Raw genomic sequence first — 19224 nt, forward strand, 5'->3', positions numbered from 1 at the left:
AGTTTGCTGACAATTTGCGTTAGCGTACTGCTGCTATTGTCATCCTGTTTGGCTGTTGCTGCTGATATTGATTATTCACAGCAACGGCAACTTTATCTGGATGCCAGAGACGCACTCAAAAATAATCAAACAGACACCTACCAAAAGCTGCGTAAGCAGCTTAGCAACTATCCACTTGCTATCTATCTCGACTTTAATGCAAATCTGGATGCGATTTTAAACATGCATGGCAAAGAAGCCTTGCGTGCGATCCAGCCATTTGCCAGTTCTCCGTTGTATGACATGTCACGTCATCGCTATCTATTGCAGACAGCAAACGACCAACGTTGGCAGGATTTTTTGATTATTTCACCAGACCTGCCACGAGCACCAGAGCTTCAATGTTATTACTACCGCGCAAAATTGGCATTGGGCGATAAAAAGCAAGCCTACAAAGGTGCCGAGGATCTTTGGTTAACCGGCCATTCACTGCCTAAAAGCTGCGATCCATTACTAAGGGCGTGGACCCATGACGGGTTTCGTACCCAAGAACTGATCTGGTCGCGCATGCTGTTGAGTTTCGACGAGGCTGAAACCGGGTTGCTTACCTTTCTGTCGCAGAAGATAACTCGTCATAAAACACAGGCTCAGTTGTTACTGGATGTCTACCGCGATCCTCGCACATTACGTCATAGCCGCTCGTTTAACGGTAAAGCGCCCATTTATGCCGATATCGTCGCCGTTGGCTTGAAACGATTGGCAACGAAAGATCTCAAACAAGCATTTTCGTTGTATGAAAAATACCAGAAAGCCGGTCGATTCAATGATGACGACAGGCACAAACTTAACCGTTATCTGGTGTGGTATGCGCTGCTTAAACGAGAAGACGATCTGAAAGATACCGTCGACACTATGCTGCCACAGTTGCACTCGGATGATCTGACCGAACGGCGTATCCGCTGGGCGCTTGCCGATCAGGACATTGACACGGTCAAAAAGCTCATACCGTTACTTAGCGATGAAGCGCGCCACGATGCGCGTTGGCAATATTGGCAACATCGTCTCGGCATGCTGGATGATGTCGCTTATAACAAAATTGCCGACCAGCGTAATTTCTATGGTTTTGCTGTTGCCAGTGAGCTGGGGAAACCGCTCAACCTGGCCCATGATCCCACCGTCAATAAAGACAATCTGCAAGCGCGTTTAGCCGATGATCCTGGGCTTGCACGAATAAATGAATTGATGGCAATGGATAAATGGCTGGATGCCAAGCCAGAGTGGATCATGTTATTACAACGTCATAACCCGCAAATGCAGGCGCAATATGGTTTGTATGCGTTACAACAAGGCTGGGAGGCGCTTGCAGTAGACGCCAGTATTTCGGCCAAGCTATGGGATGACATGACGATGCGCTTCCCCTTCCCGGCAAAGGAAAGCTTTAATAAAGCTGGCAAAAAATTTAATACTTCGGTAAATGAATTGCGCGCAATCTCACGCCGAGAAAGTGCCTATAATACTTATGCAACCTCTGGCGTAGGTGCTCGGGGTTTTATGCAGTTGATGCCCAGTACCGCAGAGCTCACAGCAAAGAAATATCAACTTCCTTATCAAGGCGTGAAAAGCTTATATCAGCCGGAAATTAATATTCCGCTGGGTAGTGCTTATTACAGCCAGTTAGTCAAAGATTTTAATGGTAATCGGATACTCGCTACCGCCGCTTATAACGCTGGGCCATACCGGGTAAAGCAATGGCTAAAGGATAGCCAAGGTAAACTCGATTTAATGACATTTGTTGAGGTAATGCCTTTTAAGGAAACGCGAGAATATGTGCAGGCAGTGTTTACTTATCGGGCTATTTACGAGAGGAAACAGCAGCAGACACCACCATTTTTCAGCAATGCTGAAAAACAATATCGTTACTGATACCGGAGCATTAATAGCGGCTTTATTGCAATTAACCTGCTGAAAAGCTTGGCACTTGGTTGAACAGCGATTACCTTGAATACTGAGACCTGCCGTTCAGTGAGGATGTTATGCAACAAGGCGTTATCGAACAAGTTCTACAACAACTGCAGCAAGTTCTGATTGGTAAACCGAGAGTGATCCGCATGGCGTTGGCCTGTATTCTCGCCCGCGGACATTTACTGATTGAAGATCTGCCGGGGATGGGAAAAACCACCCTATCCCAGGCACTGGCACAAACGCTCGGACTCAGTTACCAACGGATCCAGTTCACCAGTGATATGCTGCCTGCCGATATCCTGGGGGTCTCCATTTTCGACAAGCAACAAGCGGAATTTGTATTTCATCAAGGGCCGATTTTCCGACAAATGATCCTGGCTGATGAAATCAACCGTGCCAGTCCCAAAACCCAAAGTGCGTTACTTGAAGCAATGGCGGAACAGCAAATTACGGTCGATGGCATTACCCACTTGTTACCACGTCCCTTTTTTGTGGTGGCGACACAAAACCCCAGTGAACAATCCGGCACGTTCCCGTTACCGGAATCGCAACTGGATCGATTTATGATGCGTTTATCCATCGGTTACCCATCCGCAGACGCTGAACTTAAAATGCTTAAAGGTGGTCAAGACCACCATGGCGACTTACCACAATGTCTCAGCGCCATGGAACTGACACAACTGCAACGCCAATGCGATCAGGTGTCTGCATCTGACGCATTGCTCAGTTACATACTGGCGCTGGTGGAAGGATCGCGTGAACTCAATGAAGGCTATGGTCTTTCCCCTCGTGCGTCTAAAGCATTGCTGGCTGCGGCTAAAGCCTGGGCATTTATCCATGGCCGCCAGTATCTGGTACCGGAGGATGTACAAGCGGTATTTGTGGCGGTGGCTGAACACCGGTTACGGCAATCCAGCCAGCAACAGGGAGAGCAACTGTCTCGACGACTGCTTAACACCATTAATCCTATCAGGTAATTGCGCATGGCCAGCGCATCTTACAAATTATCTCCGTGGCTACACCGCTGGCTCAATCGACGGATCCCGGCGGCAAAACATCAGCGTCTGAGTCACCGCAGTATTTTTATATTACCCAGCGGCTTTGGTCTGATGTGGTTACTTTTATCTTTGTTACTCTTTTTATTCGGTACCAATTATCAAAACAATCTGGTGATCGGGCTTAGTTTATTGTTGGGAAGTATTTTCGTTAGCGCTATTTTGTATAGCTACCGTAATCTTGCGGGTTTGCAATTGTCCGCACTGCCGGCGCCAGATGTATACGCAGGGGAAACGGTAGCCATTCCGCTTAAGGTGACCGCTGACAGCCAGCTGTATCAAATTAATCTCAGCTATCCCGCTGGCGACGTGGTGACAGTTAAAGAGGTCACCTCACAAGGCCAAATCGCTGCGCTGCCTTTACCCACCCGTCACCGCGGTTATTTATCGCCCGGAAGACTGCTCGTCGAATCACATTACCCATTGGGTTTATGCCGCGTATGGTCATGGGTCGATATGGATAACCCCTTGTTGGTATTTCCCGCTTATCACCCCGATAAAGTGCGGTTGCATTCCATACCCGGAGGCGGAGAGGATTCACCACTGTACCAGTTCGGTATGGATGAATTTTGCGGTCTAAAATCCTGGCACCCAGGCGAATCACTTAAGCAAGTCGCCTGGAAACAATTCGCTCAGGGCCGCGGTATGCTTTCCAAAGAATTTAGCGATCCGCACGGAGATCCCGTCTGGTTGCAACTCCCGGCCAATCTGTGCGGTGAGGCGTTGGAACAGGCACTTGAGACACTCTGCTGGCAGGTCGACCAACTAGCCAAACAAAATTGCGTTAACTGGGGATTACAACTGGATAAACAACAGTTGCCACCGGCCGCAGGTGAAGCGCAGCGCATCGCCTGCTTACGCGCATTGGCTGTATATCAGCCCTTAACTATGACGGAGGCTAGCGATGAACAGCAGTGAGCATCTCAGCCGCCGAACCTTGTTGTGGTTGTTATTGACCAACATTGCCGTATTGCTGCCTTTGCATGACAAAATCACAGTTGCATCATTGGGAATATGTGGCATCTGTTTTGTCTGGCGCTTAGGGATCTATCTTGGGAAGGTCGCACGCCCACCACGCTGGCTAGTCACGGTATTGGCAGTCGCATCAGCGGCGACATTAGCCTTGGTAAGTCGTGAGTTAGGATTACTCAATACGTTGATTAATCTGCTTATTCTTGGCTATGCCTTAAAATATATTGAGGCCCGTAGACGCCGTGATGTATTGGCCATCATTCTGGCGGGTTATTTTCTCATCGCACTGACATTTATTGATCACCAGGGGATAGGCAATGTATTACTACTGTTGCCCGTCACCGCCATCAACACCCTAACATTGGTTAGTCTCTTCCGTGAAAACTGCTCACCCGCCACCCAAAGCTGGTTAACGATTAAATTACTGCTTCAAAGTATTCCTTTGACCCTTCTGCTGTTTATCGTGGTTCCCAGGTTTGCGCCGCTGTGGATGGTACCCCAGATGAAATCTGCCAGCACCGGGCTTTCAGATGAAGTGGGATTTGGCGATATTTCGCAGTTGACTCGGTCTTCCGAACTCACTTTTCGTGCCACCTTTGACGGTGCCGTTCCCAAACCCGCAGAGCGCTATTGGCGCGCAATTGTGTTAGACGATTATGATGGAAAGCACTGGCGTCAATCGTCGGCGATTAAAACATTGCAGTCCAGGGTAAATCACCTGCTACCTGAGCGCACGTTACCAGTCGAGCGGGATAACCGTCGCAACTATAAAGTGATTGCCGAACCCTCAGGCCAGCATTGGTTATTTGCGATGGGTAATGCTTTCAGCAACACGCCCGGCGTTTTCAGCATGCCGGACTATCGTCTGTATGCAAGTCGATCGCTTGAGCAGAAATTTCAATATCAGGTTACACAATACCCGAACGCCCCCTTGCAAGAACAACTCAGCGAGACCGAATATCAACGCAATCTAACGCTGCCGGCACAAATCAACCCCCGCACTCGCGCTTTGGCTCAGCAATTTACCCTTAGATATCCGCAAGCGCTGCCGCGTTTGAACGCCATGATGCAATACTTCCGTCAGCAACCATTTTTTTATACGCTGACACCGCCAGCGACAGGCCCTCAACAGCTAGACGATTTTTTGTTTGAAACGCGCGCAGGCTTTTGTGTGCATTATGCTTCGGCGTTTACTTTTATGGCTCGCGCCAGCGGCCTACCAGCACGATTAGTGACCGGCTATCAGGGCGGCGAGTTTAATCCGGAAGCTGGATATCTGAGTGTCTACCAATATATGGCACATGCCTGGAGCGAAGTATGGCTGCCTAATCGAGGGTGGAGCCGATTCGACCCAACCGCGATGATTGCCCCGCAGCGGATCATGGATGGATTTGATGCCATGTTTGCCCCTCAGGATAGTTACCTGGCGAATACGACTTTCCCAGCTATTCGTGCCAGTGCCTGGTTTAATCAATTGCGCATGCAGTTTGCCAGCCTCGATTATTACTGGACGGTATGGGTGCTGGGGTTTGATAACGACCGGCAACAACAAGTGCTAAACCAATTGCTCGGTGAAGTTACCGCCACGCGAATCGCTTTGTTGGTATTAGGCGTGATGACAGCAGTGTTCACGATAATTGGCTACAGCGCCGGACTGCTATATCTGCCACAACGGCGCAGTCAATTAGATCGCGACTTTAGCAGCATCTGTCGCGTTGCCGCTCGCAAAGGTATTGTACGACCAATAGGTTGTGGGCCGGTGGATTTTATCACCCTGTTAACCAAACACTGGCCCGCATTACACCAGCCATTAATTGTTTGGGGCGATTTATATCTGCAACTCAAGTACGCTGAATTAACGACTAAAAAACAACGAAAACTCAGCCGACAGTTTCATCGGCAAAGCCATAAATTGTGGTTAGCGTTACTGCGTACGACACCTGAGCTAAAGGAGCGTACCCCACAAACGGGGACTATCTGACAACGTTCAGATCACAGAGATAACAACCGTAAAGAACAATAGTGGCACATTACACATCCGCTATTTAGAATAGCGCCATCCGCCACTGAAGGCTTATTGATCAGGAATCGCATGTTTAAACTGATCCAATCTAACAAAATGGAGTTGCTGTCGGCTGCACTGGCCGATCAGTTGCGTATGCCCGTCTCTGGTCAATCGCCGCTACAGCAAGAACAGATCCTCGTACAAAGCCCCGGTATGTCAACCTGGCTACGACTGGAGATCGCCAAGCATAACGGTATCGCTGCAGCGCTGAAATTTCCGCTACCGTCTAGCTTCATCTGGGATTTGTGCCACGCCCTACTGCCTGATGTTCCCAAAGAAAATGCCTTTACCAAAGAAGCAATGACCTGGAAATTACTGAGTTTGTTGCCGCGCCTGCTTGCCGATCCTGTATACCTGCCACTGCAACGCTATTTGGGTGATGACCACCAGTTATTGCCATTAAAACAGTTCCAGCTAGCAGCGCGTATCGCAGATATTTTTGACCAATATCTGGTATATCGACCCGACTGGATCGCAGCATGGGAAACTGGCGAGCTCCCCTTTGCATTATCTGAAGAACAACAATGGCAACCAGCACTATGGCGACAACTGGTAACCCATAATCAACAACTAGGCCTTAGTGGCTATCACCGCGCCAATCTGCATCATGCGTTGTTATCTACGCTTAAAGACGACAGCATCGCATTACCACAATTGCCGGCGAGATTATTTGTATTCGGCATTTCTTCGATGCCGCCACAGATGTTATCCGTGCTACAGGCCCTCGGGCATCGCCTGGATGTTACCGTATTTAATCTCAGCCCCTGCCAGCATTATTGGGGTGATATTGTGAATCCCAAAACTCGTGCCCGCATTAATCTTGCGTACGGTGATAAACGGCAACTTCCCGAAAACTGGCAAGATAGCTTAATTGTGGGTAACCCCCTCTTGGCGAATAACGGCAAATTGGGCCGCGATCTATTGGATCTCTTGCTCGAATTACCTTCGGAAGATATTCAATTAGGTGATGATCTGTTTTATCCGGTAGGTGATGGCTGTCTGTTACAAGGGATCCAGCAAGACATTCTCGAAATGGAAACCCGGGGACAATTACTCGGTCCTGACAGTGAAATATATCTGTCATTAGCTGGTCGGCGCATCATCGCCACTGACGATGACTCGCTGACTTTGCGTAGCTGTCATTCACCACTGCGTGAAGTAGAAACCCTACATGATCATCTGCAATGGATGCTGGCGCGCCATCCAGAACTCGCCCCTAAAGATATTGTGGTAATGATGCCGGACGTAGCAGCGTATGCCCCCTACATTGATGCGGTATTCGCGCGACGTGACGGCCAATATTTCATCCCTTACGCTATCGCCGATCGGGGTGCCAGTCAGGAATCACCGTTGATCAGCAGCTTTTTAACGCTGCTGGATATTAATAACAGCCGCTTTGCCTTGACGGAAGTCCTGACACTGCTGGAATTACCCGCAACGCTCAAGGCTTTTGGCCTTGATGATGAGTCATTACAACAAATCCGGCTGTGGTTAGAACAAGCCAAGGTGCGATGGGGTCGCAGCGGAAGCCAACGTCAGCAACAGCAAGTTCCCGCATTCGAGCAAAACTCCTGGGCGGAAGGATTACGCCGACTGATCTTGGGCTATGCGCTGGAAGATGATGGTGAGCTATTTAATGGTCATTTACCAGTGGCCGGGGTTGAAGGTCAGGCAGCCTTGGCTCTCGGTAAATTATTGAATTTTATTGAGGCATTGGATCAAGTCGCAGACCGGTTGGCAAAGGGACAGACTTCATCTCAAAGAATTCTTGAAATAACAGAGATTTGCCAGCAGTTTTATCAACCCATTGACGATACAGATACACAAGCTTTGATGGCAGTAAACCAGGCCATTGCTAAATTAGACTCAGAATTATTGAATGCAGGATTTGCTGGCGAACTGGATCATCAAATCCTGTTGCAGTGGTTCCGCTCGCAACTTGAGGATTCTCGTGTCGGTCAGCGTTATCTTGCTGGCGCCGTTAATTTCTGTACGTTAATGCCAATGCGTTCTATCCCGTTCCAGATCGTCTGTCTGCTCGGGATGAATGATGGTATCTATCCTCGCGTGCAGCATCCGGTGGGATTTGATCTGGTAGCGCAGCAACCACCGCGTAAAGGCGACCGTTCCCGTCGTCTTGATGATCGTTATCTGTTTCTGGAGGCACTGTTATCTGCCAGACAACAGTTGTATATCAGTTATGTCGGTCGTTCTGAACGTGATAACAGTCCGCGCAACCCGTCGATGCTAATTGCCGAGTTACTGGAATATTGCCAGCTAAGTTGCATCCCACAATTATTAGCCAATGTTTTTTCTACGGACATACTTGATGCTGAAGCGCTGACGCTGCTGGAACAATCATTATTACAATGCCTAGTGAAGCAGCAACCCTTGCAACCTTTTGATCCGGTGTTATATCAAGCTGATTTGTTAAAGGCCCCTGCTGAAGCACCATTTACTCCGTCATTTTCAAGACAGTGGTGCCCCACCGGTTCAGCGGTAGAACTCACTGATTTTCGTCAAGGAACGCCGTTACAGCTGGTCGCAGACAACGATGCCGATTCAGACAATGTCATTGAATTACAAGGGTTGGTACGTTTTTTCCGCAATCCGGCACAATATTTTTGCAACCGGAGCCTCAAGCTGGAACTGGGAATAGATCTCACCGAAGATGACAACGACGAACCATTTACACTGAACGCACTGCAACGTTACGACATTCGACTGTCTTTGCTTGAAGATGCCTTAAAACACCAAGGGGTCAGCAGTCCTGACTTCAGTGTTAAACTTAAGGCGAGCGGTAAACTCCCTAACAAACCTTTTGATGAACTGCTATTGTCACGTTATCAACAGGATGTAGCACCACTACTGGATCGAACCGTCTATCTGCGAGGTGAACAGCAGGAATCATTGACCGTCGATTTGATGTTTCCAGAACTCGATATGAGGTTGCAGGGCCGATTAGATGATATTTGTGGCAAAGGGATGCTTATCTGCCGCCCGGGTTCTGCTAACGCTAAGGATTTGGTCCGCCAGTATTTGCGTCATTTGGCGCTCAACGCCAGTGGCCGTCATAAACATAGCTACATTCTGGATATGGCAGACTACCACGTGTTCGCACCGCTCACCCCTGATGTGGCTAAAGCGGAACTCCGCCTCTGGCTGCAATTTTTCCTAATCGGGCAAACGCAACCCCTGCTATTTATCCCAAAAACATCACTGGAATATGCCAAGAGTGACGCTGACACACACGAACAGCGACTTGAGGCCGCCAGTGCCGCCTGGAACGACAAAATTGGTAATGATGGCAACATCATCTCTGGTGATGGCAGTGAACCTCATTACCAGCGCTGTTTCCGTTTCCCAGATGATTTCTCTGAAAGTAATTTCGGTGATATCGCCATGACATTACTCTCGCCGATGCTGGCACGTTACCAAACTGGGCAACTGCATGAGCTGGCGGATTTTATCAATAACGGCGGCATGCTGGAGCAAGCTCATGACTGAGATGTCTACCCATAAAACGGCTCAACCTAAACTGCTGGACCCGATGCAGTTGCCGCTGAGTGGCGCGCAGTTGATTGAAGCCAGTGCCGGCACCGGCAAAACCTACACGATTTCTGGGCTATACCTGAGACTGTTATTAGGGATCGGCGTCAGCCAACCACTGACTTGCGAACAGATCTTGGTGGTAACCTTTACCAATGCGGCTACCGAGGAACTCAGAGAACGTATTCGCAGCCGAATTCGGCAGGCATATCGCGCTTGTTTAGGCTTACCTGAACACGATCCGTTTCTACAGGAGCTTTTGGCACAAATCAGTGGCGAAGATAAGCCACAGGTGCTCAATCGACTGGATCTGGCGCTGAAGTCGCTCGATGAAGCGGCCATTTTTACCATTCATGGTTTTTGTCAACGCATTCTCAGCGACTTGGCTTTTGAATCATCGTTGCTGTTTGATGCCAAATTTACCTTAGATGACAGTGAGTTTTTGCACCATGCTGTGCGCGATTTCTGGCGTGAAGCCTGTTATCCACTAGACAGCGTTGTGGCACAGATCATTTTTGAAAAGCTGCCAGGGCCAGATGCGCTTCAAAAAAAATTACGGCCGTTGTTAGGTAACAGCAGTGCGGTTGCTACCCCCGAACTCAAACCTTTTCAACAGATTGCTCATGCACTGATGCCGGCCATTGCCAAATTGCGTAAGCAATGGCCTAGCGCTCGGGAAAGCATTCACAACCAATTGTATGCGTTGTCGCTTAACGGGCGTCGGTATGGCAAGAAAGACGACGGCTATCCACTGCTGGCAGAAGCCTTTGAACAAATGGATCGCTGGGTTGCCTCACACTATGGCCTCCCGCCAGCCATTGCACTGGATAAACTGTCACTCGAAAAGCTCAGCGTTAACAAAGGCAGCGCGCCTATCCCGAACGCCGATGAAGCGCCACTATTGGTTATGGTGGATAGCATTATCGCAATGCAAGCGCAGTTGCTCCCCGCCTTTCTGTGTCAGGCTCGGGAACACATCCGGCGACGCTTTGCTGCGGAAAAGGCCCGACGTAACACCCTGACCCCAGATGATCTGTTATCAACATTAGCCATAGCGCTGGGCTACCCATCGGCTGCTAACGAAGCAGACATTAGTAATACCCTGGCACAAGAAATTGCCCGTCGCTTCCCGATAGCATTGATCGACGAATTTCAGGATACCGATCCACTGCAGTTTGGCATTTTTTCAAAAATTTATGCTCGCAGCATAAAGCTGCCAGTCACCGACAGCCACTCGACCACTGTCGGTGGATTATTGATGATCGGCGACCCCAAACAAGCGATTTATGCGTTTCGTGGCGGTGATATCCACACGTATCTGGCAGCGCGAGCGCAAACTGACGGACAATACACCCTTGGCACCAACTATCGCTCAGCCGAAGCGATGGTCGATGCCGTAAATAGGTTATTTAAGGGGCATGATGCGCCGTTCGCCGGTGAAGATATTCCTTTTGAAACGGTCAAAGTGCCCGCTTCCGCCAGCAGCAAAAGATTGCAAAGCAATGTCGATAATCACGCATTGCAAATCCGGTTGCTCAGTGAAAATCCTACCCAAGGGCTGAATAAAGAAACCGCGCGAGTGCTATTAGCGGAAGACGCCGCCGAGCAAATCCTTACGCTGCTCAACGATAAAGCACACATCATCTCCGGCACACAGCAACGACCACTACGAGCGCGCGATATCGCGGTTTTGGTACGCGACCATATCGAAGCCTCCACCATGAAAGACGCGCTGGCCAAACGTTATATCGGCGCGGTGTTTCTAAGCCGCGACAGCGTGTTTGGGACCGTTGAAGCCAGGGAACTGGCATTGCTACTGCAGGCGCTCGCTAACCCTCGTGATGAAAAGGCTTTGCGTAGTGCCATGGCAACCCAGTTACTCGGGCTCAGCATCGGTGCTATCCACCAATTCAATCAACAAGAGGACAGCCGAGCCTTATGGTTGGAACGCTTTGATAAATGGCATCAACTATGGTTGCAACGAGGCATCATGCCCGCAGTTATGCAACTGGCAGCCGACACCGGCATGATCCAGCGATTGCTGGCAGATAACAGTGGTGAACGGCGGCTTACCGACCTGCGGCATCTGTGTGAACTGCTACAACAAAAATCCGCCGAACTGGATGGCGTGGCCGCATTACGATATTGGTTTGAGCAACAATTGCTAGATTCAGGTAATAGTGAGGAGCAGCAACTACGTTTGGAAAGCGAACAGAATCTGGTACAGATCGTGACCATCCATAAGAGTAAAGGACTAGAATACCCTGTGTGTCTGCTGCCCTTTGTCAGCCTGGCACGCAGTGGCCGCGTACCAGATCCGTTGCTGTATCACCAAGACAACCAACTGCTGTGGGATTTGGAGAAATCGGAGCAAGGTAAAGCGCAGCAAAAGCAGGAGCAACTGGCAGAAGATCTGCGCCTATTGTATGTAGCCTTAACCCGTCCGGTATATCGTTGCTACCTGTCGATTACCAATCAGTGCCGCATTCTGAAAGCCGGTATCAAGAGTGAGCTTCCACAAACTGCCATCGGCTACTTATTGGGGATCACCGACACGGCAACGGATTTTGCTAAATTGCGCCAAGCCATTGAACCACTGCAATCAGCCGCGGCATCAGTGACGGTGATCGATGTCGAGCAACCAACGGGCACGCTTGCCGTAGAAGATACCACCACTTCAGAACCTGTCCCCCTGTTACTGGAAATGCCATCTTATTTACCATGGCGCGTAGGTAGTTATAGCGGACTGGTCAAGGAGTCCGCGGCGCATCCGGTAGCAGTTAGCGATAACGTTGATGAGTTTGATGCGCCACCACAAACACCGGGGATGGATGATGAACGGTATGAGCCGCTACCAGAGCTGATGCCAATTCCGGAACAAACTCCAGCACCGCGATTCCTGTTTGAGAAAGGTGCCAATGCCGGTTCTTTTATGCATCAGGTACTGGAAGATTTGGATTTCGACGCCGAAGACAAAGTAGCGGCACTTACTGCTGTGTTACCAACGGCCATGCTGCAATACGGCATTGATAGCAAACAGCAACCGCTATTGCTGGAGTGGTATCAACAGATCCTGAGCGCACCACTCGGTATCGCTGAGCGCGATAACGGTCTGTCACTTGGAATACTGAAGGCTCCCGACATAGTCGCTGAAATGGAATTTTATCTGCCTGTCAGTGAGCTTAACTGTCGGGCGTTAAATCAGTTACTGGCACAACATGGGTACCCAGCCGGATACGATTTCGATACCTTACGCGGGATGCTCAAGGGATTTATCGACCTCACCTTCTGTTATCAGGGCCGCTGGTATATTGCAGATTATAAATCCAACCACCTGGGAAATGACTTCATCCAGTATCATGGCGATGATCTAAACCGCGCCATGCTGGAACATCATTACGATCTGCAATACCTGCTATATACCCTGGCACTACATCGCTTGCTCAGTAAAAGGCTTGCAGATTATCAGTATCAGCGTGATTTTGGCGGCTGTTACTACCTGTTCCTGCGCGGTATGTCACCGGATTATCCGCAAGCTGGCATCTATTATGACAAACCGCCACTGTCATTAATCACCGCCCTGGATGCACTGTTTAACGGCGAGCTGCAGCAAACTGCTGATGCCGCTGGTCAATTCAGTCTGGAGCTTAACTGATGGACATCCTGAATTCCCCTCTGCAACTGCACTGTTCAATGTCCCTGCCTGACATATTGAAACTGGCAGAACAGCAAGGTTCACTCACTGCGCTGGATCGTCATTTTGCGCTGCAACTCAGTGCCCTCGTTGCTGATAGCTCGCCTTTGTTGTTATTGCTCTTAGCGCTGCTTTCCAAACATTTATCTGCACAACATAGTTGTCTGCCATTAGCGCATATCGATGCAGGGAATCCGCTGGATTTAAGAAGTGCCGACGCTGACACCATGGTTATGTGTCGTATTGACTGTCCACAAGCCGCATTAGCAGAGAACATCAGCGCATTTTTACATGATTCGGCGGTGGTTTGGGTGCCAACGGCTGACGCTGCAATCGATCCTGATAACCGGCCGTTGGTTTTGCAGAATGAGCGACTTTACTTGCGCCGTTACTGGCACTACGAGAAGACTGTTGCCACAAAAATTAACTTGCTGAGTGTTGATTCCACTATTGCCAGCCAGTTGGACAGTTCTGTGCAAATGCTAAAGCAGACAGCTGAGCTACTGACGCAATTATTTCCTCACGACGGTGCTGATACCGACTGGCAAAAAGTGGCGGCGGCTATCGCGCTCACACGCCAGTTAGCAGTGATCACCGGTGGTCCCGGCACCGGTAAAACCACCACAGTCACCAAAGTGCTGCTATTGCTGTTGCACCTGCAACCAACACTTAAAATCCGCATGGTAGCACCAACGGGGAAAGCCGCCGCACGGCTGAGCGAATCGGTTAAAAATTCTAAATTGCAGTTACAGCGTACACTCACAGGAGAACTTGCGGAGTTACAACACGTACTACCACAGATCCCAGAAACCGCAGCCACAATTCATCGGTTACTGGGTGTGCGGCCCGGAGAAAGTCGTTTTCGTCATCATCATGATAATCCGCTGCTATTGGACCTGTTGATTGTTGATGAAGCCTCAATGGTCGATTTGCCACTGATGGCAAAACTGTTGGATGCACTGCCAGATAATGCTCGACTGATCCTGCTTGGCGATCAGGACCAACTGGCTTCCGTAGAAGCCGGCGCAGTGCTGGCCGATATATGCCAAGGACTTAAGCAGGGTGAACACTGGGAGATGCAGTACAGCCAACTCCAAGCCAATCGCCTGAGCGAATTGTGTAGTACTTTATTAGATGCTAGCGATACATCCACAAAACCCACAAATTTAGGTGATAGTCTATGTATGTTGCGACACAGCCACCGCTTTAAAGGTGATGCTGGTATTGGGCTGTTGGCTGCCGCCGTCAATCAGGGCAATATCGATGCTATCCAACAGATTTGGCACAAATCTTATCAAGAACTGCAGTGGCTGGAGCACACTGATGATGGTAGTGGTATGAAAGCCTTGATGTTGCAATGTCAGCAAGGATATCAATCCTATCTTGAACTCATACAGCAGCACGCAACACCACAACAGATCCTGGCTGCATTTCACCAGTTCCGTGTACTTTGTGCAATGCGCGCCGGTGAGTTTGGTGTGGATGGGATCAACATCGCTATTATCCGCAACCTTGCAGCCAAAGGCTGGTTAAAACCTACGGCCGAATTTTATGCCGGGCGTCCGGTGATCATTCGTAGCAACGATTACAATCTGGGATTATTTAACGGCGATATCGGGTTAATTCTGCCTGATCCAGCACAGAATAATCGGCTTATGACTTGGTTCGAACGTGCGGATGGCAGCATGCTCAAAGTGTTACCCGCACGATTGCCCGGACATGACACCTGCTTTGCCATGACCGTACATAAAAGTCAGGGCAGTGAATTTAACACCGTTGCATTGGTACTACCGCCTAAACCTCATGGCCCACAACAACAATTATTATGTCGGGAGTTGCTGTATACCGCGATTACCCGTGCCAGGAACCAGTTTGTGTGTTTGGGCAGTCTTCGAGGCTTTTTAGCTGCGAGCAGTCGCCTTACTCGCCGCGCGTCAGGCCTGGCACAGCGGTTATGGCACTAACGCAGAGACCCTTTTCGGCAACCACAATGTTGCATAGTGGCAACAAATTGAGGAGTTTTTCGTCAGGTTCGCGAGATTTGAGTGAATCCGCTTAACTGCGCTAGCCAATATGCGCCATAATGGCCCGCCGCACTCAGGGTCGGCCAACAACTAATACGATTAAGCTCACATTCAGAGCCGGAAGGTTACGGGAGAAATCATGACCAACGGGATCAACCTTTTGCTTTTGTGTGGTGGTGGTGGTGCAGAACATGCGATTTCACTACTATCAGCCAGTTATTTTGAAACCTGTCTTAGCAAAGTCTCGGGGATCAATCTGCTGTGGCTCGAATTAGATGGCAAAGGTCAGTACCACACCAAAGATGGTCGCAAATGTGAGTTGACCAATCGTCGCGAAATTCGTTTTGACGACGACACCCCAAGTTGGCCGGTCGATTATGTCATCCCATGCATTCACGGTTATCCCGGAGAAACCGGTGATATTCAGTCGTACTTTAACCTGATCAACCTACCCTATTTTGGCTGTGAATCCGAAGGCAGCAGCAATTGCTTTAATAAGATCACCGCCAAGATGTGGTTTACTGCCTTGGGCATACCCAATACACCCTATATTTTTGTCAACCAACCTGATGCTGAAGCCATCACCCGTTGCCAACAGGCCTTAAATAATTGGGGCTCACTGTTCATTAAAGCAGCTTCACAGGGGTCATCGGTTGGCTGCTACAAAGTGGATGATGCCACCAAAGTTGCAGCAACGCTTAAAGAGGCATTTAACTATTCCCCATATGTGGTGGTGGAAAAAACCATTCATGCCCGGGAACTGGAAGTCGCTGTCTATGAATATCAGGGAGAAGTAATTGCTACGCGCCCAGGGGAGATTGTCTGCGCCGCTAACACCTTCTACACCTATGAAGAGAAGTACGCTGACAACAGCCATGCCACCACTAAAGTGGAAGCTGAAAACCTGACCGAAACGCAAATTGCCACTATCCGCGATTATGCGGTACGGGCATTTAAAGGGTTAAAGCTACGCCACCTGTCACGCATCGACTTTTTCCTGAGCGACGAGGGTGAAATTCTGCTTAACGAGATCAACACATTCCCGGGACTCACCAAAATCTCCATGTTCCCTAAAATGCTCGCCAATCACGGCGAGGATTTTACAAGTTACCTGCTGAATAATATTGAGCGGCAACTAGGTCAAAAGATCCGCTAATGCGATAGTCCATCAGGCATTCTGCTATCCCGGAAAAGCCAGACGAGAGTCTGGCTTTTTTGACCCATATCAGTGAACTATTGTCCGCAGGGAAATTCAGATTTGCGGCTTATATCGAGTCTTTAATAACGTAACGACTTTGTTTATGACTATCACTGAGCCACAAATAACATGCAGTTACAGATAATTTTAACAGAAAATGTGCCAACGACTAGCAGAGGTGGCGAGGCCTTGCCTTGGTGGACAGCGTATTGAACTAGCCGAACAACCCCAAATTACTTTCTTAAATTTACTTTTTTTGCTAATAATTCAATGCCAAAATTATGCATCGCCTTAGCCTTCACTATTGTATATGGTATTGGAGCCGTAATGTCCTTCGCTGGGGCCTAATGATATCAGTGCTGGCATGGATGCTTTAAAAACAATCTATTGTTTAAAATGGATTATCTATTTTAATTGAAGGATCAATTATGCAGAAATCGAAGGTGTTTATAGCATTAATAATCGTCATGTTAACTGGTTGTTCGGAACTTTCCTTAAAACAACAAGCCGCTGAAGAATTGATATTTTATACAACCGGTATCACTCTAGGTCATAACCAAGCGCAATGTGACGCGATCCACGGTCGATGTAATAGAGATGGCTATTCTGAGTGGACAACTGAAGATGGAGTAATTAATTGTTCTTGTAAGAAAAATTGAACAAGTCCGCTAAAAATTTGGCATTGAAAAAAAAGCCACCCTCAACTGACGGTGGCTTTTTCGCTTACTTATGGAAGAATATCAGCGTCCACGGCAGGACGTAGGCCTGCATAACGGTGATAAAGCCAACAAATGCGCAAAAAATCAGACTGTGCTTCAGTGTAAAGCGGAACAGTTCAGATTCACGCCCAACCAACCCTGTTGCCGCACAGGCCACAGCGATCGATTGCGGCGAGATCATCTTACCGGTGACCCCACCTGTCGTATTGGCAGCAACCAGCAAATCTGGTGATACCCCAATCTGATGCGCAGTGTTCGCCTGCAATGACGCAAATAGCGCATTCGATGACGTATCTGAACCTGTCAGGAACACCCCTAACCAACCAAGGAATGGAGAGAAGAATGGGAATGCTGCCCCACTGCCTGCCAGTAACAACGCCAGCGTCGAAGATAATCCGGAGTAGTTAGCAACAAACGCAAAGGCGAGCACCAGTCCGATAGACAATATCGGGAATCTCAGTTCACGTAGCGTTTCCCCGAAAGTCTTAAGCGCATCCTTAGCTGACATCTTCAGTAAGAAGATGGAGATAATGGCGGCAATTAATATCGCAGTACCGACTGCGCTTAACAGATTGAATTTGAATACCGCGGCATAAGCAGTATCTTTAGCCACAATCGGAGCAGTTTTGATCACCAGATTGTGAAGTCCAGGCACCTGGATTGCAAAGGTAATGCTGTTCAGATAACCCTGAATGGCCTTAATACTCCACAAAGTCACCATCACTGTCAGAATGATAAATGGCATCCACGCCCGTATCACTTGTCCACTAGAATAAGAAGACTTCAGCGCGGCACTCCGAGGTTTCATCCCGGCAAAGGTGAATATCTCTTTGGGTTGCCATACCTTAAGGAACAGCGTCAGACATACCAAGCTCACCAGCGCCGAGGTAATATCTGGAAGTTCTGGGCCGACAAAGTTTGAAGTGAAGAACTGGGTGATCGCAAAAGAACCACCAGCAACCAAAGTCGCAGGCCAAGTTTGGCGGATCCCTCTCATACCATCCATCATTGCGATTAACCAGAATGGCACAATAACCGACAGCATTGGCAACTGCCGTCCGGCGATCTGACCAATATGATATGGATCCAGTGAGGACACTTGCCCAGCAACGATAATTGGGATCCCCATGGCACCGAACGCTACTGGCGCGGTGTTGGCAATTAAGCACAATCCGGCGGCATACAGCGGGTTAAAGCCTAGGCCAACCAGCAGGGCTGCGGTAATTGCGACGGGCGCACCAAAACCGGCGGCACCTTCCAGAAATGCACCGAAGGAAAAGCCCACCAATAACATCTGTAGCCGCTGATCTTCTGTAATAGATGTTACCGATGCACGAATGATCTCGAACTGACCGGTTTTAACGGTAACTTTATAGAGGAATACTGCAGTAATGATGATCCACGCAATTGGCCATAAGCCATATGCAAAACCATATATTGCGGAGGCTAATGCCATTGTCACCGGCATTTTATATACCAGCACCGCCACCAATAAAGCTAACAATAAGGTATAGGCGCCAGCGAGATGTCCTTTTAATTTAAGCACTGTCAGTGCCAGGAAGAAAAAGACAATTGGTAACAGCGCCACTAATGCAGACAGCCACAGGCTGCCTAATGGCGCATAGGTTTGTGTCCAGGTCATACGAATAGGTCTCCAAGTGCTTCTATATTTTGTTATAAAGGTGCAGGTCATTTATTAGCTAAGCGCTATGACTTTTATAAAACACCGGGATTCATCTTAGAGGGATGGCTTTTTAAGGTAATATTCACGTTTAAATTAAGTGATACATATCTCATTAAATAAATTTCTAATGTGATCTGTATTACTATTGACAATGAATTAAAAAACAGTCAGAGCAAGATTTAACCAAAATTTTTTATAACAACCAATTGTCTTTCAGAAAGTTAGTGCTAACGATTAAGTTCAATTTAGCCGCTTTATTTTCGCTAATTCATCAATACAAGCAGTATTAAATGTTAATTTTTGAACATTTATGAGTTTTATGG

10 protein-coding genes are annotated in these 19224 nt (G+C 48.6%); 9 read left to right on the plus strand and 1 reads right to left on the minus strand.

From position 1 onward, the window contains the following. Positions 1-3: 3 nt before the first annotated feature. The 9 genes from PY479_RS09060 to PY479_RS09100 all read left to right on the plus strand — a co-directional run bounded on the left by PY479_RS09060 (position 4) and on the right by PY479_RS09100 (position 17157). On the plus strand, positions 4-1902 hold the full coding sequence (locus PY479_RS09060) for a transglycosylase SLT domain-containing protein (RefSeq protein WP_275483553.1): 1899 nt from the start codon (positions 4-6) through the stop codon (positions 1900-1902). Between the two features lie 110 nt (positions 1903-2012). Further along, entirely contained in the window at positions 2013-2918 is a 906-nt protein-coding gene (locus tag PY479_RS09065) for an AAA family ATPase (protein ID WP_212596387.1), read from the plus strand. Positions 2919-2924: 6 nt separating this feature from the next. Next, complete coding sequence (locus PY479_RS09070) at positions 2925-3914, plus strand: DUF58 domain-containing protein (RefSeq protein WP_275483554.1); 990 nt, start codon at positions 2925-2927, stop codon at positions 3912-3914. After that, positions 3901-5949, plus strand: coding sequence for a transglutaminaseTgpA domain-containing protein (locus tag PY479_RS09075; protein ID WP_275483555.1), 2049 nt, complete (start codon positions 3901-3903; stop codon positions 5947-5949). The genes PY479_RS09070 and PY479_RS09075 overlap by 14 nt, the downstream gene beginning before the upstream one ends. Before the next feature lie 111 nt (positions 5950-6060). Continuing rightward, positions 6061-9540: an exodeoxyribonuclease V subunit gamma gene (gene recC / locus PY479_RS09080; RefSeq protein ID WP_275483556.1), complete on the plus strand. Its 3480-nt coding sequence runs from the start codon at positions 6061-6063 to the stop codon at positions 9538-9540. Further along, positions 9533-13237 carry an exodeoxyribonuclease V subunit beta gene (gene recB, locus PY479_RS09085; protein WP_275483557.1) on the plus strand — a complete coding sequence of 1235 codons (3705 nt, stop codon included), beginning with the start codon at positions 9533-9535 and terminating at the stop codon, positions 13235-13237. Before recC ends, recB begins: the two co-directional genes overlap by 8 nt. After that, positions 13237-15240, plus strand: coding sequence for an exodeoxyribonuclease V subunit alpha (gene recD / locus PY479_RS09090; protein WP_275483558.1), 2004 nt, complete (start codon positions 13237-13239; stop codon positions 15238-15240). The genes recB and recD overlap by 1 nt, the downstream gene beginning before the upstream one ends. A 199-nt stretch (positions 15241-15439) precedes the next feature. Next, positions 15440-16456 (plus strand): D-alanine--D-alanine ligase, encoded by a 1017-nt coding sequence (locus PY479_RS09095; protein ID WP_275483559.1) that lies wholly within the window; start codon positions 15440-15442, stop codon positions 16454-16456. A gap of 470 nt (positions 16457-16926) precedes the next feature. Continuing rightward, positions 16927-17157 (plus strand): hypothetical protein, encoded by a 231-nt coding sequence (locus PY479_RS09100; protein ID WP_275483560.1) that lies wholly within the window; start codon positions 16927-16929, stop codon positions 17155-17157. 64 nt (positions 17158-17221) lie between these two features. Here the strand turns inward: PY479_RS09100 and PY479_RS09105 are convergent, their stop codons facing one another. Continuing rightward, positions 17222-18859 carry a lactate permease LctP family transporter gene (locus PY479_RS09105; RefSeq protein WP_275483561.1) on the minus strand — a complete coding sequence of 546 codons (1638 nt, stop codon included), beginning with the start codon at positions 18857-18859 and terminating at the stop codon, positions 17222-17224. Positions 18860-19224 lie beyond the last annotated feature (365 nt).

It is taken from the genome of Shewanella sp. A32, from assembly GCF_029167175.1.
Classification (GTDB): Bacteria; Pseudomonadota; Gammaproteobacteria; order Enterobacterales; family Shewanellaceae; genus Shewanella; species Shewanella yunxiaonensis.